At 68.8% G+C, this 16975-nt stretch carries 14 protein-coding genes; 7 read left to right on the top strand and 7 right to left on the bottom strand.

What is annotated here, in order from left to right; translation table 11 throughout:
- Nucleotides 1–25: 25 nt before the first annotated feature.
- The 4 genes from ITI46_RS26560 to ITI46_RS26545 form a co-directional block, all read right to left on the bottom strand.
- The gene (locus ITI46_RS26560; RefSeq protein WP_209242435.1) at nucleotides 26–619 is read right to left on the bottom strand and encodes a malonic semialdehyde reductase; all 594 of its coding nucleotides are present in this window, start codon (nucleotides 617–619) and stop codon (nucleotides 26–28) included.
- A gap of 97 nt (nucleotides 620–716) precedes the next feature.
- Nucleotides 717–1052 (bottom strand): exodeoxyribonuclease VII small subunit, encoded by a 336-nt coding sequence (locus tag ITI46_RS26555; protein ID WP_209242434.1) that lies wholly within the window; start codon nucleotides 1050–1052, stop codon nucleotides 717–719.
- A 10-nt stretch (nucleotides 1053–1062) separates the two neighbouring features.
- Nucleotides 1063–2277, bottom strand: coding sequence for an exodeoxyribonuclease VII large subunit (xseA, locus tag ITI46_RS26550; RefSeq protein ID WP_209242433.1), 1215 nt, complete (start codon nucleotides 2275–2277; stop codon nucleotides 1063–1065).
- 9 nt (nucleotides 2278–2286) lie between these two features.
- Nucleotides 2287–3783: an APC family permease gene (locus ITI46_RS26545; RefSeq protein ID WP_209242432.1), complete on the bottom strand. Its 1497-nt coding sequence runs from the start codon at nucleotides 3781–3783 to the stop codon at nucleotides 2287–2289.
- Nucleotides 3784–3972: 189 nt separating this feature from the next.
- On the opposite strand from ITI46_RS26545, the gene ITI46_RS26540 reads away from it, so the two are divergent.
- A complete protein-coding gene (locus ITI46_RS26540; RefSeq protein WP_209242431.1) occupies nucleotides 3973–5010 on the top strand; it encodes a 4-hydroxy-3-methylbut-2-enyl diphosphate reductase in 1038 nt (345 codons plus the stop codon).
- 178 nt (nucleotides 5011–5188) lie between these two features.
- Here ITI46_RS26540 and ITI46_RS26535 read toward each other — a convergent pair whose 3' ends face one another.
- Nucleotides 5189–5587, bottom strand: a complete 399-nt coding sequence (locus tag ITI46_RS26535) for a DUF6542 domain-containing protein (protein WP_209242430.1) — start codon at nucleotides 5585–5587, stop codon at nucleotides 5189–5191.
- A 605-nt stretch (nucleotides 5588–6192) separates the two neighbouring features.
- Here ITI46_RS26535 and ychF point away from each other — a divergent pair.
- From ychF to ITI46_RS26520, 3 genes are all read left to right on the top strand, one after another.
- On the top strand, nucleotides 6193–7281 hold the full coding sequence (gene ychF, locus ITI46_RS26530; RefSeq protein WP_209242429.1) for a redox-regulated ATPase YchF: 1089 nt from the start codon (nucleotides 6193–6195) through the stop codon (nucleotides 7279–7281).
- Between the two features lie 281 nt (nucleotides 7282–7562).
- Entirely contained in the window at nucleotides 7563–7847 is a 285-nt protein-coding gene (locus ITI46_RS26525) for a hypothetical protein (protein ID WP_028438980.1), read from the top strand.
- Complete coding sequence (locus ITI46_RS26520; RefSeq protein ID WP_209242428.1) at nucleotides 7829–8242, top strand: DNA-binding protein; 414 nt, start codon at nucleotides 7829–7831, stop codon at nucleotides 8240–8242. Before ITI46_RS26525 ends, ITI46_RS26520 begins: the two co-directional genes overlap by 19 nt.
- A 16-nt stretch (nucleotides 8243–8258) precedes the next feature.
- On the opposite strand, the gene ITI46_RS26515 is transcribed toward ITI46_RS26520, so the two are convergent.
- Both ITI46_RS26515 and ITI46_RS26510 read right to left on the bottom strand, forming a co-directional pair.
- Complete coding sequence (locus ITI46_RS26515) at nucleotides 8259–9650, bottom strand: hypothetical protein (RefSeq protein WP_209242427.1); 1392 nt, start codon at nucleotides 9648–9650, stop codon at nucleotides 8259–8261.
- Nucleotides 9651–9789: 139 nt separating this feature from the next.
- Nucleotides 9790–11538 (bottom strand): DUF6119 family protein, encoded by a 1749-nt coding sequence (locus ITI46_RS26510; protein ID WP_209242426.1) that lies wholly within the window; start codon nucleotides 11536–11538, stop codon nucleotides 9790–9792.
- A gap of 351 nt (nucleotides 11539–11889) precedes the next feature.
- Between ITI46_RS26510 and ITI46_RS26505 the strand changes: the two genes are divergently transcribed.
- From ITI46_RS26505 to ITI46_RS26495, 3 genes are all read left to right on the top strand, one after another.
- Nucleotides 11890–14055, top strand: a complete 2166-nt coding sequence (locus ITI46_RS26505; RefSeq protein ID WP_209242425.1) for a DNA methyltransferase family protein — start codon at nucleotides 11890–11892, stop codon at nucleotides 14053–14055.
- Nucleotides 14056–14072: 17 nt separating this feature from the next.
- On the top strand, nucleotides 14073–15707 hold the full coding sequence (locus ITI46_RS26500; RefSeq protein WP_209242424.1) for a class I SAM-dependent DNA methyltransferase: 1635 nt from the start codon (nucleotides 14073–14075) through the stop codon (nucleotides 15705–15707).
- A gap of 172 nt (nucleotides 15708–15879) precedes the next feature.
- Nucleotides 15880–16917 carry a restriction endonuclease subunit S domain-containing protein gene (locus tag ITI46_RS26495; RefSeq protein WP_209242423.1) on the top strand — a complete coding sequence of 346 codons (1038 nt, stop codon included), beginning with the start codon at nucleotides 15880–15882 and terminating at the stop codon, nucleotides 16915–16917.
- The last annotated feature ends 58 nt before the right edge of the window (nucleotides 16918–16975 follow it).

Here is a 16975-nt window from a genome sequence, read left to right as displayed (position 1 = left end):
GGGTCAGCGGGGCGGGGTCAGCGCCTCACAGGACGGTGGCCACATCGTCGTAGGACAGGCGCGGCGAACGCGGGGCGAACGCGTCGGGGCCCGGCTTGCCGATGTTGACGACCAGCAGGACGCGCTGCCGGCCGTCGCCGAAGAACTCCTTGTTGACGCCCTGCGGGTCGAAGCCGGTCATCGGGCCGGCGGCGAGCCCGGCGGCGCGCACGCCGAGGATGAAGTACCCGGCCTGGAGGCCGGCGTTGAGCGCGCCGGCTGCCTCCCGCGAGCTCTCCTCGGAGAAGACCGCGTCCTTGATGTGCGGGGCGTGCGGGAAGAGCTCCGGCAGCCGCTCGTGGAAGTCCACGTCGTAGGAGAGGATCGCGGTCAGCGGAGCCGTGCGGGTCTTGGGCACGTTGCCCTCCGCCATGTGTGTCAGCAGCCGCTCGCGGGCCTCGGGGGAGCGCAGCAGCGTCAGGCGCAGCGGCGACTGGTTGAACGCCGTGGGCCCGTACTTCACCAGGTCGTATATCGCCTGGATCTGCTCTTCGGTGACCGGTTCGTCCGTGAAGGTGTTGGCGGTGTGCGCCTCGCGGAAGAGGAGGTCCTGGGCTGCGGGGTCGAGGGCTAGAGCCATGGAAGGGTGCCTTGCCTTTGTCGTGCGGCGTACAGGGTGCGCGCGGCAAGTGTAACCAGCACTAGTTCAAGGTTGAACAATACCCTCCTGTGACCCCTTACACGTCCTCCTCCTCGGCCTCCTCCGCCTCTTCCTCGGCTTCCTCCTCCAGCACCGCGTCCAGCCGGGCCCGTGCTCCGTCCAGCCAGGCCCGGCAGATGCCCGCCAGCTCCTCGCCGCGCTCCCACAGCGCCAGCGACTCCTCCAGAGTCGAGCCGCCGGACTCCAGACGCTGCACGACCTCGACCAGCTCGGCCCGCGCCTGCTCGTAGCTGAGCGCGTCCGCCGTCGCCAGCTCCGCCTGCGAGGTGCCTGCCGCGCCGTCCCCCGAGCCATCCGCCGCGGCAGCTGCGGGGCCGCCGTTGGCCGTCCGGCCTTCCGTTTCCGTCGTCATACCCGCCAGCCTATGCGTGGGGTCCGACAGCGACGCCGAACTCCCCCTCGGCGACCCGGGCCCGCAGCAGGTCGCCCTCCGCGACCTCGGCGGCGTCCCGGACGACGGCGCCGTCCGCACGCTGGAGCACCGCGTACCCCCGCTGCAGCGTCGCGGCCGGTGACAGCGCGACCACCCGGGCGTGAGTGTGCGTCAGCGCGTCCTCCGCGCGGGCCAGCCGGTGGTCGAGGCAGCGGCGGGAGCGGTCGAGCAGCCCCGCGATCTCCTCCTCGCGGCCCTCCACCATCACGTGCGGATCGGCCATCGCAGGGCGGCTCATCACCTCGGCAAGGCCCCGCTCCTCGCGCTCCAGCAGCCCGTTGATCACCCGCCAGGCGCGCTCCCGCATCGCCCGCACCCGCTCGTGCTCCTCGCCGACATCCGGAACGGTGTCCTTGGCGGCGTGTGTCGGCGTACGCGAACGGAGGTCGGCCACCAGATCCAGCAGCGGCGAGTCCGCCTCGTGCCCGATGGCCGAGACCACCGGCGTGCGCGCAGCGGCGACGGCGCGCACCAGGCGCTCGTCCGAGAACGGCAGCAGATCCTCCATCCCGCCGCCGCCCCGCGTCACGATGATCACGTCCACGTCCTGGCGGGCGTCCAGCTCCTGCAGCGCCTCGATGATCTGCGAGACGGCGTAGGCGCCCTGCACCGCGGTGTTGCGCACCTCGAAGCGCACCGCGGGCCAGCGCTCCCGCGCGGTGTGCAGCACATCCCGCTCGGCGTCCGAGGCCCGGCCGGTGATCAGCCCTATCCGCTGGGGCAGGAAGGGCAGCCGCTTCTTGCGCTCCGCCGCGAACAGCCCCTCGGCCGCCAGCGCCTTGCGCAGCCGCTCCAGCCGGGCCAGCAGCTCGCCCACGCCCACCGGACGGATCTCGGCGGCACGCAGCGAGAGCCGCCCCGTCTTCTCGTACCACTCCGGCTTGGCGTGGACGACGACCCGGGTGCCCTCGCCGATGACGTCCTTGACCTCCTCGTACACCTGGCGGAAGCAGGTGACGCTGAGGGAGACCTCGCGCGAGGGGTCGCGCAGCGTCAGGAAGACCATTCCGGCGCCCGGCCGGGGCGAGAGCTGGATGATCTGCCCTTCGACCCAGACGGCGCCCAGCCGGTCGATCCAGCCACGGATCAGCCGGGAGACCTCGCTGACGGGGATCGGGGAGTCGGCGGACGTGGTGAGAGCCATGCGAGAAGGCTAGGGCCTGTCACTGACAGTCCGGTCACGCGCGCGACCGGTCCGGCCACGCGCGCGTAGCACTGTCAGCCACAGCAGCCCGATCCCCAGCCACACCAGCCCCACCCAGTGCGCCTCCCGGCTGGCGGTGACGATCACCGCGATGACGATCCCCAGGCCCACCAGCGGAACCGCCCAGTCCCACAGCACACTCATCCGGTGCCCGCCCGACGGCTCCGCCGCGCTGTCGTCCCCCGGCGCCTCGGGAGACTCGGGCGCACCCTCCGGGCTGCTGCCCAGGCGCCGGCTCAGCCCGTAGTAGCCCATGACCGACAGATGCAGCATGCCGAAGCCGAACAGCGCGCCGATGTCCACGACGGAGACCAGCCGGTCCAGACCCGCGGCGGCGCGCGCGGCCCACACCGCGGCGCACAGCGTCAGCAACGCGCTCAGCAGCAGCGCACGCGCCGGCACTCCGGTGCGCGAGCTGACGCCGCCCAGCACCCTGGGCAGCCGCCGGTCCCTGGCCATGGCGTACAGCAGCCGGGCCGCGGCCGCCTGCCCGGCCAGTGCTGCGAAGGCGGCGCCGATCGCCTTGCTCACCGCCACCGTGGTCTGCAGCCAGCCGCCGACCGCCGCCTTGGTCGCCGTGTAGAAGGCGGCGCCCTGGGAGGCGGGGTCCTCGGCGAGGCGGCGTGAGGAATCCTGGGACAGCAGCGCGGCCAGGTACGTCTGGATGATGAAGAGCACCCCGGTCACCAGCAGGCACCACACCAGCGCCCGGGCGACAAGCGTGGCGCGGTCGCTCCTGCTGCCCACCGCCTCCTCGGCGAAGTTCGCGATGGCGTCGAAGCCCAGGAAGGACAGCACCGCGACGGAGACCGCGCCCAGCAGCGCCGTCAGCGAGAAGGCGCGGTCCCCGGTGAGCGGTGTGAGCCAGCCGCGCTGCGGCCCGTCCTGTGCCAGCACCACCAGCGCGGCCGCCACGAAGACGGCCAGCACCAGGATCTCCATGGCCAGCACCAGAAAACCGGCCACTGCCGCGCGGCGTACGCCGGAGAGATTGAGCGCTGTTGTCACCACCACAGCGATGGCCGTCCAGACCCACTGGTCCACCTCGGGCACCAGCTGCTCCATGGCGATGCCCGAGAAGAGGTAGGCGACAGCCGGGATGAGCAGATAGTCCAGCATCAGCATCCAGCCGGCCATGAAGCCCGCGCTGTTTCCGAGGCCCACGCGCGCGTACGCGTACACAGAGCCCGCCTGCGGCACCGTATGGATCATCCGGGCGTAGGAGTAGGCCGTGAACGACATGGCCACTGTTGCGACCACGTACACCAGCGGGACCACGCCATGGCTGCGCGCATCCAGTGCACCGTAGATACCGACCGGCGCCATAGGTGCGATGAACAGCAGCCCATAGACGATCAGATCCCGCAGGCTCAGACTGCGCCGCAGCGGTCCGCCCGGCGTGTCCCCCAGGATTTCGGCTGCTGTGTGCGAGCGAGCTCGAGGCATGGGGCCCAGCTTGCCGCAGAAGACACCTCCTGGCAGCCTCCTGGCAGCGGGGGCGGGGCGTGCCCACCGACGGCGGCGGGGCGCGTGCCTACAGACGTACGCCCCGACTGCCACCACGCTCCCCGGCCTCTGAGGAGGGGTGTCGTCCGCTGGCCAGAGCGTTACGAGTTCGGCCCTTACGATGGAGCCATGACTGGTTCGCCCGACCGCAGGCCCGCCGACGCACCGGAAACCACCGCACCGCAATCCACCGCTCCGGGCCGCCGCCGCGTCCTGCTCGCCGCCCCCCGGGGCTACTGCGCGGGCGTGGACCGTGCGGTGATCGCCGTGGAGAAGGCACTGGAGCAGTACGGCGCTCCGATCTACGTACGGCACGAGATCGTGCACAACAAGTACGTGGTCCAGACGCTGGAGAAAAAGGGCGCCATCTTCGTGGAGGAGACGGACGAGGTGCCCGAGGGCGAGATCGTCATCTTCTCGGCGCACGGTGTGGCCCCCACCGTCCACCAGGAGGCCGAGCGCGGGAAGCTGGCCACCATCGACGCCACCTGCCCCCTGGTCACCAAGGTGCACAAGGAGGCCGTGCGGTACGCCAAGGAGGACTACGACATCCTCCTGATCGGCCACGAGGGCCACGAGGAGGTCATCGGCACCAGCGGCGAGGCCCCCGACCACATCACGCTGGTCGACGGTCCGGAGGACGTGGAGAACGTCGAGGTCCGGGACCCCGACAAGGTCGTGTGGCTCTCCCAGACCACCCTTTCGGTGGACGAGACGATGGAGACCGTCGACGCGCTCAAGGGCCGCTACCCGAACTTGCTCTCGCCGCCCAGCGACGACATCTGCTACGCCACGCAGAACCGGCAGACCGCCATCAAGCAGGTCGCCGCCGACGCCGACCTGGTGCTGGTCGTCGGCTCCAGGAACTCCTCCAACTCCGTACGCCTGGTCGAGACCGCGCTGGCTCACGGCGCCAAGGACGGCCACCTGGTCGACAACGCGGAGGAGATCGACGAGGCATGGCTGGAGGGCGTCGAGACGATCGGCCTGTCCTCCGGTGCGTCCGTGCCCGAGGTGCTGGTCGACGGCGTCCTGGAGTGGCTGGCGCAGCGCGGCTGGGACGAGGTCGAGATCGTCAAGCCGGTCGACGAGCACATGCAGTTCTCGCTCCCGAAGGAGCTGCGCCGCGATCTGCGCACCGAGGCCGCCGAGCGGTTGCGGGCCTGAGGGCTGGGGGCTGGGGGCTGGTGCCGGGTGCCTGACGCCGGGGCCTGACGTATGGCGCTCGGTGCCTGTGGCGCCTGGGGCTCGGTGCCTGGCGGCCGGGGCCTGGCGTCTGACGCATTGCGCCGGGGTGCCTGGGTCCGATCCCTGGGGCTCGGTGCCTGTTGGCCGGTGCCGGGTGTCAGCTGGTCTCGGCGTGCCGCCGGGTGCGGCGTGCCTCCACGAGGAGTGCGGCCTTCCGTACGAGCGCGATCAGCGCGGCGGCCACCGTGCCCGCGTACAGCCATACCGCGTGCAGCGCCAGCCCTGTGAAGACGTTCTGCAGCACCCCACCGAAGCCGTCGCCGGTGCCCCCCGCGAAGAACAGCCCGATGGTGTAGGCGATCGGCGCCGCGATCGGCGCCGCGAACAGCTCGGCCGGCCGCACCCACACCGCGGCGGCCATCGCGGCCAGTACGAACCCGATGCCGTAGAACGCGGGCGCCCCGCCGGGCATCAGCGACACCAGGCCGCCGAGCAGCACCATCAGCAGTGAGGCGAATACTCCGACGCCCAGGCCCGTGAGCCTGGGCGTCGGCATCCTGCCGCTCGCCTGCCCCTTGCGCCGCCGGCCATCGGCCGTACGTGACGCTGCCGCTCCCTGCCCGCGCCGCAGCTGCCGGGCCGCCCCGCCCAGGGCTGCCCCGCTCCGGGCTGCCCGCCGAAGGCCCGATGGCCGCTGACCTGTTTCCCGCGGGGGCGCTTTTCGCTCAGGCGCCGTTCGCGGGGACGCCTGCCGCTCGGGCGCGGCCGGATGCGGGAGCCGCGGGCTGCGCCGGGGGGCGGCCGCGCCACCTTCGGCGCCCTCGCCCGGGGGAGGGGCCCCGTGCCGCTCGTACGGGTCGTGCTGGGTCGTGCGCGCGCTGCGTTGCTCCACCGGGCCACGGTAGGTGGTACGGGCCCGCGGTCGCCGTCATGAACACGCGGAATCCGCCAACGCCACCGATCCGGCACAGTCCGGCCGCCTGCGCGCGGCCCGAGCGCCGTCCGCGCGTCGCCCACCTGCCGTTCCCAGCCGGCTGGGAAGCCCAGGGGAGTGCGACTCCGGGCGCCCGTAGACTGGGTGGTCGGCCTCCGGGCCGCCTGTCCGCGTAAAGACCCCACTACGGAGAACCCCTGCCAGGGGCAACGGGAAGTAGTCGCAACGTGTCGCTCACGATCGGAATCGTCGGCCTGCCGAACGTCGGCAAGTCGACCCTTTTCAACGCCCTGACCAAGAACGAGGTGCTGGCGGCCAACTACCCGTTCGCCACCATCGAGCCGAACGTCGGTGTCGTGGGCGTCCCCGATCCCCGGCTCGGGAAGCTGGCCGAGATCTTCAACTCCCAGCGCGTCCTCCCCGCCACCGTCGACTTCGTCGACATCGCCGGAATCGTGCGGGGCGCGAGCGAGGGCGAGGGCCTGGGCAACAAGTTCCTGGCGAACATCCGGGAGTCCGACGCCATCTGCCAGGTCATCCGCGCGTTCAAGGACGACAACGTCGTACACGTGGACGGAAAGATCTCGCCCAAGAACGACATCGAGACGATCAACACCGAGCTGATCCTGGCCGACCTCCAGACGATCGAGAAGGTGCTGCCCCGGCTGGAGAAGGAAGCGCGGGTCAAGAAGGACAAGCAGCCGCAGGTCAAGGCCGTCCAGGAGGCGAAGGACATCCTGGAGGAGGGCCGCACCCTCTTCTCCGCCGGCATCGCCCAGGGCACTGAGCGGGCCGAGCCGCTGCACGAGCTGCACCTGCTGACCACCAAGCCGTTCATCTACGTCTTCAACGTGGACGAGGAAGAGCTGACCGACGACGCCTTCAAGGACGAGCAGCGCGCCCTGGTGGCCCCCGCCGAGGCCGTCTTCCTCAACGCCAAGCTGGAGGCCGACCTCGCCGAGCTGGACGAGGACGAGGCCCTCGAGCTCCTCCAGACCGTCGGCCAGGAAGAGCCCGGCCTCGCCACCCTGGCCCACGTCGGCTTCCGCACCCTCGGCCTGCAGACCTACTTGACCGCAGGCCCCAAGGAAGCCCGCGCCTGGACCATCAAACAGGGCGCCACCGCCCCCGAGGCCGCCGGCGTCATCCACACCGACTTCCAAAAGGGCTTCATCAAGGCCGAGGTCATCTCCTACGAGGACCTCCTCGAAACCGGCTCCGTCACCGAAGCCCGCGCCGCCGGCAAGGCCCGCATGGAGGGCAAGGACTACGTCATGCGGGACGGGGATGTGGTGGAGTTCAGGTTCAACGTATAGCGGCTCACGTATCACCACGTCGCTGATCTGGCAAACATGCAGGTCAGAGAGGGTCCGACTCTTCGGGGTCGGGCCCTTTGTTTTTTCCCGTGCTGGGATGGTGCTGGGATAACTGACCCCTCGTCACCTGTCATCACCCCTGCTCATCCCTACCGTGCTGGGATCGTGCTGGGATGAGATAGGGGTGCCCGTGCTGGGATTTGCGTGAGCGGGGCGCTGGCCGAGCTGTGAAGGTAGTGTAGACGTGGCGCTTTTCCTACTCGTTTGACACAATCGGGGGTATGGCTGAGGCGACGTACAGCATCGGGGAAGGGCCAGCGACGCGGGTGAGCTTGTCGCTGCCGGAGGGGACCGCGGAGGCGATCCGGGCTCGGGTGGGCAAGCGGGAGTTCTCCGCGTTCATCGCCGAGGCGGTCGAGCGTGAGCTGCGCGGGCAGGTCCTGGACGAGTACCTGGCGGACTACGAGAGCCGCAAGGGGCCGGTCTCCGAGCCGGCTCGTCAGCGGGCGCGGCAGGTCTTCGACGAGGTGTTCGCCGAGGAGGCCGAGTGGCCCGCCGCAGGCTGAGTCACGAGGGGACGCTCGTCCTCGACAGCGAGGGACTCTCGAAGCTGCTCGCTGACGAAGAACAGGTGGTGGCTCTGATCGCTGAGGCGCGCTCGCGCGGCATGGAGGTGGTGATCAGTGCGCTCGCCATCATCGAGGCAGTCCACGCCCGTACGAACAAGTCCCGCCTGAACTGGGTGCTTTCCGGGCTGCGGGTCGTCCCGGTCGGTGACGAAGAGGCGAGGGCTGCCTCGAAGTTGCTGATGAGTGCCGGGTTGCACGGACACGAGTACGCGATCGATGCGGCCGTCGCCGAGGTCGCGCTGCGACAGCTCCGCCCCGTGGTCATGCTGACTTCCGATATTGACGACATGGCCAAGCTGTGCGGCGAGCGGGTCCGGCTCGTGGCGGTGTGATTTCCCTTGGTCCGGCTCAGTAGGAGCGGGGTCCGTAGGGGCTCCAGTGACCGAGGAATGGCTTGAGGTCGTCGCCGCTGGGTTTCGGCGGCGTGGGCAGTTTCGGCGCTGAGGCCGATTCGGTGAGGTTTTGGAGGTGCGCGTCCGCGAACGCGAGCCACGCCTCGACCTCAGTCCGCTCCTGCCCGGGCGGAAGTGATGTGGCATGGACGCCTACTGCTGCGACGTATTCAGTCAGGCGCCTGGTCTGGTACCAGGTGCCTGCCTGTTCTCCGAGCTGTTTGACGCGGTAGGCGTGGGTGTAGGCGGCGTGGGCTTCCTGCATGGCGGCTTCCCAGCGCTTTTGCTGTACCTCTCTGGCTTGCTGGTCTGCAAGGCGTTTGCGTTCTGCGGCCTCGCCGCGGAGTCCGACCTCCTGCACGATCTCGGCGAGTTGTTCTTCCAGAGGCCGGTCGGGGAGATCTGCCCATTCGCTTGCACGGTGCGGGCTGCCGCCGCGGAGTATGAAGCGTAGGCGGCTGGAGGGGGTGTAGTCGAAGCGGGGGATACGCATCCATGAGTGCTTCTTGGCGTCGGCGAGTTCCTTGTCTGTGGGGACGTGTTCGCTGCGGTCCTGTTCTTGGAGGACGAGGAATCCGACACTTTCGCCTTGGGCGGTGATGGAGAAGTGCGGTGGTGCCTTGCGGCGCCGGTGGGGTGGGGGCGCGCCTTGTGTGGTTCCGAGCGATGCCTTGTGGCCTTGGGCTGTGGTGGCGGCGATGAGGGTTTGGATGATGCGCAGGGCTCGGCCCTGGAGGGGTCTGGTCAGGCCCATGGGCTGCGGCTGCTTTTGGAGGGCGGCGACGACGGCATGGGGTTTGGTGAGTCTGGCCGGCACAGGGAGCGGGGTGAGTTCCGCGAGGCGCCAGGCAGGGATGTCGACCAGCTTGATCTCGTAGCCGCGGTGGGTGCGGTATCCGTGGATTTCCTGCGTGTGGGGGATCTTGCCGGACTTGCGGGCGGCGTTGACCCGTGACGCCCAATTCACCGCGTGCGGGCCGGATTCGATGGGCTTGATGAGACAGCCGTCGTTCGCAACGGCCAGTTCATCGAGTAGCTGGTCCGCGTAGTTCGCAAGGGCCTTCGGCGCGGCTCGGGGGCGCGGCGGTGCCGATTTTCGGGCGGGGCGCTCCGGCGGTCGGGTGCTCTGCTCCACGGGGCGGATGCCGCGTTCGATGAGATGCTGCCGCCCCTTCTCGGTGAGGTGGGCGCTCCAATGCCCGCGGCGTTTGGTGACTTTGATGAGCCCTCGGTTCTGCAGGGCTTGTCCGCTGGTCTTGTACGTGCTGTCTGGCCAGACTCCGTCGGGACACCCCTGGCCCACCCAGCCGAGCACGGCCTGCTGCCGCTTGTTGAGGGCCTGTTCCATGTAGCCTCCCGCCGTTCCCTGAATGCCCTGCACCCGGAGACGATGCCCGCTGCCCTTGCGGGAATTCTGGGCTGCTGAAAGGACTCCTCGTTCGGATGAGAGATATAGAGGGCGTGTTTACGGCGAGAGTCCCGGGCGGCTACGCAGCCTCGTCGCGCATGGCGGACTGGGCCGACTCGCTTTCGACGCCGATGACTTCGACGGCCACGCCGCGAGCGGCGAGGGCCTTCGCGGTCTGGGCCAGGGTGATGGCGGAGAACGGGAAGAGGGAGTCCGGCGTGAGCTTGGCTCCGTCCTTCAGAAGGATCGCGAAGACGACGCGGCGCGGGGTGAAGTCCTCGGGGATGCTGCGGGCCGGATCGCTGTTGACGTGTACGGACCGGGCGAACTCCGCGCGTACGGGCGCGTTCTCGAAGAGGAGCTCAACGGAGACGCGCGCCTGGCTGAACAGGTGACTCAGCGGGCTTGAGGAGTGCGCGGGCTTCACGAGGACAAGAGTGTCGTCCTCGGTGAACAGGTCGCAGATCTCGACGGAGTTGCTTGCCCGAAAGGGGTTGTGGACATTCTTCTTGTCCAGGCAGACCCAGCCGCGACGGGCCTGGGCGGCCAGCTTGTTGTAGTCGCCTTCGTCTACGGGACGCATCACGCGCATACCCTTCTTGTTGAGCTTCTCGACGAGCGGCCAGCGGGGGAGATCGACGGAGGGCGCGTCGGGGAACAAGGGAGCCACGGTCTCGTTGACGTTGCGCAGGTAGCTCGCCCCGAGCTCGTACCACTCACCGTCGAGCAGACAGAACGTGCGGGAGCCGAGGGAGAAAGTGGCCTCGATCCACTTCATGGCGGTTTCCTTGGACAGGGCTTCCAGGGAGGCGGTGCGCGGGGCGAGCGCGGTCCGTGCGGAGAGCGTGTCACGAAACAGTTCGACGGTGCCCTGCCGGAGCGCCGTGACGCGGGCGCCTGCCTTGATCACACGGGCCCGCTCCAGGACGTAGTCGAGACTGAACTCGTCCCGGAGGTGGGGCGAGCAGGACCCGATCTTGATGGTGCAGGCGGTGGACCGGGGCAGGTCGGTGCTCTGGGAGAAGGGGACGGCGGTGATGATCCGGCCGTCTGCGGGACGGCCGAGCGTGGCGTCCAGTTCCGCGTCGAGCGCGTCGATGAGGGAAGGGTCCTTGACCGCGGTGATGTGCTCGACGAAGGCCAGGTCGGGGTGGGGAACGACGTGCTCGCAGATCGCGGCGATGGCGCGGATGTCCTTGATCAGTGTGGCGGGGGTGGTGCCGAGTTTGATACGGAGACCGATGCCGCCCTCCGCGGCCATGGCCCCGTTCCTGGTGCCGCTCCCTGCGGTGAGGTCGACCTCGTCGAGGTAGCCGCCGAGGTGGCGGATGATCCGCCCGTGGTCCCGGAGTCCGAGTGCCGGTACGGAGGCGCCGGCATGGATCAGAGAACTGTCGATGCGCGCCTGGCCGAGGACGCTGGCAGTGAAGTCCCGCACCTGCCGCGGGTTGATGGCGCGGATACCGAAGGACAGACCGAAGCGCGCGTCCTTGAGCTGGGTGGGGAGAAGCCGGTACCCCTGGTCGAAGCCGATCGCGTACACCGCGCCGTCGACGGCGAGCATGAGCAGTGCGCCGGTGCGCTGCTCGCTCTGCAGCAGGTCCGACCCGTCGGTGAGCCGGAGGATGTCCTTGCCCCAGGCGGCTTCCTCCTTCGCTACGGCGAAGGACACCGCGAGGGCGGGAACTCCCATGTGATCGCTGACGTCGCGCACGACCGCGTCCAGGGTGTCGAGGGCGTCGACGTCGAGGGCTTCGAGCATCGACTCAGGGGTCGCCTTGACGTGGGTCAGGCGGTACAGGGTGCGCTTCGACGCGGTGCTGGACACAGAGGTCTCCTGGGGCGAGGTTGCGGTGCGGTTCGGTAACACGAGCGGCCTTACGGGACGGGTGGTGTCGAGGCAGACAGGGGTGAGTGCCCGGCAAGGGAGCAGAGGTGCGGCGATGAGGACGCCGGTGCGGTCGGACTCGTATGGGGTTGGCGTCCCGGCGGGTGGTGCCGGGGTGATGGTGACGAAGGTGCCAGAGGATTGGAGGCAAAATGTTTCGAGAACCTGATAACCCTGGTTATCAACCGCTGGCGAAGCTGAGAGCTCGACCGGCTGTAGCGTGTGAGGTGCCCTGGGAGAACGTTCTCGACCGAGAGCACCAGGCAGTCGTCACGAAGGGAGCGGAACCGCATGGCTGGCACACGTGAAGCAACCGCTCCCATCCTGCCCGAGGAGATCTCCTGGCGGATCAGTTACGCCGAAATCGGGACCTTGGCCCAGGTCCAACGTCCCGTCGTCACCACCTGGGCCCGTCGGCACGCGGATTTCCCCGAGCCTGTCGCGTACGAGGGAGCCAGCCCGCTCTTCGACGGCCGTGAAGTCGCCGAATGGCTTTTGTCCACCGGCCGCGGCAATGCCGACGCCGGCCAGATCCGGGCGGAGCTGGTGCTGCACACCCTGTCCGCCTGGCGGCGCGCGATCCCCGCCCGCACCCTGGTCGACACGGTGACGGCGCTGCTCTGCCTGCGCCAGCTCCTCGACGAACCCCTTGCCGACCTGCCCTGGCAGGCGATCCTGGAGCGTGCCGCCGAGACCGACTTAGACGACACCTTCCTCCAAAGAGAGCTGTGCGACCTGCCGGACGCCGACCGTCAGGGCCCCCTGCTCGCCGTGCTCGCCGACCAGCTCACCGAGGCCGCCTACACCCCGGCCGAAGCGCTCGAACGGGTTATGGACGCACGCCGCCGCCTGGGCTGCGACGACCTCGTCGCCGATGAACCGATTCCGCTGGTGAGCCGCACGATGGCCCGCCTGACCGGCCTCGCGCGACTGAACGAGCGCGAGGAAGGAGCAACGGCCGCCGTCCTGCATCCCCGGAGCGGCGATCTACTGGTCGCCCTGCGCGAATCCGTGTCCGACGCCGAGGACTCACCTTTCTTCCTCTCCGCGGACCCGATGCCGGACCTGGCCCGGCTCGCCCGCCGCCGCCTCATGGCACAGGGCGTCCAGGAATTCGAGATGGACCTTGCCGACGGCGAGGAACTGGCCACGGAAGACTGGGGAAACCCGCACGTCATCGCCTGCTGCCTGCCCTATGAGGCGGCCGAGACCCGCAGCCCGCTCGCCGTCCTGCAGAGCCTGCAGGACCTCACCGACCTCCTCGCCGAGGACCGCACTGCCGTCGTCCTGGGACCCGCCGACGCGCTCGTCCGGCCCCTGCCTGCCCGCGGGGAAGCGGACCGTCTGCGCCGGGACTTCCTGGAACAGCATCTCCTCAAGGCCGCGATCAGCCTCCCCGAAGGCGTACTCCCCTTCCGCCCGGCCCACCGCACCGCGATCTGGATTCTGCACCGCACCCCCGAAGACAAGCGCACCGGCCAGATCCTCCTCGCCGACCTCGCCTCACGCCCCCTCACCCCGCAGACCCTGGACGCGCTGGCCGAGGACATCGACATCTTCCGCGACGCCGGCTGGCGGGCGGACAGCCGCCACGAACCGCGCCACGCCGCCGTCGTCCGGGCCACCGCGCTGACCGGTGCACCGGGGGCCGCGTTCACCCCACAGCACCGCCCGCACGCCGACCGCTACACCCGCACCGTCGTCGAACGCCCGGCCCGCATCTCCGAGACCGAACTCCGCCTCCAGCAGCTGATCGACGCCACCCGTAGCGCACTCGACCACGCGCCCACGATCCGCGCCAACGCCGTCCTGCGCCCCGACGCCCAGCCGGCCCGCCGCACCACCGTGGCCCGGCTGCTCAAGGACCGCCGCCTGCGCCGACTGCCCGGCCACCGCATCGCCGCCGAACACCTCCTCACCGGAGGCAAGGGCCACTACACCGTCCTCACCCCGGCCGAGATCACCGGCAGCGCGCCGGTCGGAAGCCACCGCATCGACCGCGCCGTACTCCACACCACCTACGAGCACGCCTACTTCACCGAACCCGGCGACATCGTCGTCACCGCCACCCCGAGCTTCGGCGCGTACGTCGACGACGAGGGCCTGTCCGTGGTGGCCTTCCCCGCCCGCGTCCTGCGCGCACGGCCCGATGCCGAGCATCCCGTACGGCCCCGCGTCCTGGCGGCGCTCCTGCGCTCGGCGGCCACCGAACACCGGCGGGTGAACGGCGCGGTCCGCTCCGCCCGCCCCATAGAGGACCTCCTCATCCCCGACCTCCTCGGCGACGAGGCCGAACGTTACGACGCGCTCCTCGCCGACATTGCCCGCCGAACAGCCCTGCTGCGCCAGCACGCGGCGGCCCTCGACGACCTGACCACCCTGACCGCCGCCGGCCTCGTCGACGGCACGCTGACCCTCACCGAACCCTCTCTCGTCCAACCCTCGTCCGACTCGTGAAGGAGACCCGAGCGACCATGCCTCCCCGGAAGAAGAAGCCCGCCGACCAGGCGGAGCTGTTCACCGCCTCCACGCCCAAGGAGATCCAGGCCATCCTCTGGAAGGCCGCCGACAAGCTGCGCGGCTCCATGGACGCCAACCAGTACAAGGAGTTCGTCCTCGGCCTGATCTTCCTCAAGTACGTCTCCGACGCCTTCGAAGAGCGCCGCGAACAGCTCGCCAAGGAGCTCGCGGAGGAAGGCATCGCCGAAGACCGCCTGGAGGAGTTCCTGGAGGACCAGGACGAGTACACCGGGCACCACGTCTTCTGGGTCCCCGAGAGCGCCCGCTGGTCCTCGATCTCCGCCAACGCAAAGAGCGGCAACGTAGGCGAGGTCCTCGACCAGGCGATGGACGCCATCATGAAGGCCAACCCTTCGCTGACCGGCGTCCTCCCCAAGATCTTCAACAAGGACAACGTCGACAAGAAGCGCCTGGCCGAACTCGTCGACCTCATCACCGACGCCCGCTTCGGCGGCAGCGACGACAGGCCCGCCCAGGATGTCCTCGGCGAGGTCTACGAGTACTTCCTCGGCAACTTCGCCCGCGCGGAAGGTAAGCGGGGCGGCGAGTTCTACACCCCGAGCAGCGTCGTCCGCCTCCTCGTGGAGGTCCTGGAACCGTACGAGGGCCGCGTGTACGACCCGGCCTGCGGCTCCGGCGGCATGTTCGTCCAGGCCGCCAAGTTCATCGAGGCCCATCGTGGCCGCGGCCACAAGGCCGACATCTCCGTCTACGGCCAGGAACTCAACGAACGCACCTGGCGCCTGGCCAAGATGAACCTCGCCATCCACGGCATTGACGGCAACCTCGCCGCCCGCTGGGGCGACACGTTCGCCGACGACAAGCACCCCGATCTCAAGGCCGACTACGTCATGGCCAACCCGCCCTTCAACATCAAGGACTGGGCGCGGAATGAGTCGGATTCGCGGTGGAAGTACGGAGTTCCGCCCAGGGGTAACGCCAACTACGCCTGGCTCCAGCACATGATCAGCAAGCTGGGCGAGCGGGGGACGGCTGGCGTCGTCCTCGCCAACGGCTCGATGAGCAGCCAGCAGGGCGGGGAGGGCGAGATCCGGCAGGCGCTGGTGGACGGGGATATGGTGGCGTGCATGGTCGCGCTGCCGGCGCAGCTGTTCCGGACGACGGCGATTCCGGCTTGTTTGTGGTTCCTGGCGAAGGACAAGTCGCCGGGGGGTGTGAAGGGGCAGAAGGTCGCGGCTGCGGATCGCCGGGGAGAGATTCTGTTCATCGACGCCCGGGACATGGGCGAGATGGTCGACCGCACCGAGCGCGTCCTGACGGAGGCCGATCTCGCGAAGATCGCGGGGACCTACCACGCGTGGCGGGGGACGACGAGCGCGAAGGACGCGGGGGAGTCGTACGCGGATATGCCGGGGTTCTGCGCCAGCGCGGACCTGAAGACGGTGCAGGAGCATGGTTACGTGCTGACACCGGGGCGGTACGTCGGGGCGGTTGCAGCGGAGGAGGAGGACGCCGAGGCGGTCGCGGAGAAGATCGAGCGGCTGACGGGGGAGCTATACGAGCTGTTCGGCAAGTCGGACGAGCTGGCGAAGTCGGTGCGCGAGCAGCTCGGGAGGACCAGTGTTTGAATCGGAAATGGTCTTCCGTGATCTCCTGAGTGAGACGAAGGATGGCGACTGGGGAGTTGGTGAACCCACGTCAGGACATGCTCCAGTGCACGTAATTCGAGGGACGGACTTTTCGGAAGTTAGTCGGGGGCGGATTGGTGGAGTGCCGCTTAGGTTTCTCTCGGAGAAGACGATGGGGCGCCGTCTGCTGCGCGCAAACGATATTCTGATCGAGACAGCTGGAGGGTCGCGTGAACGGCCTACTGGTCGCAGTGTCCTGGTATCCCAGGACGTTTTGGATGCCTTCCCTGGGGATGTCACATGTGCGAGTTTCGCGCGTTTTTTGCGCGTTGATCCAGATGTAGCGAGTCCACGTTTCATCTATTGGTATTTGCAGCACCTGTATGCCCGCGGCGATATGTGGATGCATCAGGTTCAGCACACAGGGGTAGCGCGCTTCCAGTTCACGCGCTTCTCTCAGACTCATAAAGTTCAGTTGCCGGTGCGTGCCGAGCAAGAAGCTGTGGCAGATGTGCTCGGGGTGCTGGACGACAAGATCGCCGTCAATGAGCGCATCGCGGTCACGGCGGACGAACTGGCCTTGGCTCTGGCTCTCGATGAGCGATGGGAAAAACGGATTCGGCTGGGCGAGATCGCCGACCTCAGTAAGGTTCAGCAGGTCCCTCAGGAGCTGTCCGACGATCTCGTCGATCACTACAGCCTGCCGGCCTTCGATTCCAGGAAGGCTCCTGATCGTTGTTCTCCGCTCTCGATTAAGAGCGGGAAGTTTGTGATCGATTCCCCTGCGGTCCTTCTGTCCAAGCTGAACCCTGAGATTCCAAGGGCTTGGGATGTGGTGCCAGATGGGTCGGTTCCCTCTCTGGCGTCAACGGAGTTCCTGGTTCTTGTGCCTGGACTTGGCATCTCCACGCATGAACTCTGGTCGGTAGTGGCGCAGCGGAAGTTCCTTGAGGAGCTGGCGGCGAAGGTCACCGGAACGTCCAAGAGTCACCAGCGTGTGCGTCCAGCAGAGGTGATGGAGACGGAGGTGGTCGACCCCCGGCAGTTCGGCGAGGTCGGCGGCCAGATTCGTTCCCTGGCCCAGTCGATTCTCGCGGCTCGCCGTGAGTCGAAGACCCTCGCCACCCTCCGCGACACCCTCCTCCCCCAACTCATGTCCGGCCGCCTCCGCGTCAAGGACGCCGAGAAGATTGTCGAGGACCAGGTATGACCACGCACGGGAACGACAACGGCAGCAGCGACACCCCCGACGGCCCCACCCCCGGCAC

The sequence above is a fragment of the Streptomyces oryzae genome, from assembly GCF_017676365.1.
Taxonomy (GTDB): Bacteria; Actinomycetota; Actinomycetes; order Streptomycetales; family Streptomycetaceae; genus Streptomyces; species Streptomyces oryzae.
Note: the sequence above shows the minus strand (reverse complement) of the source record. Positions and strands in the feature narration are given on the sequence as shown.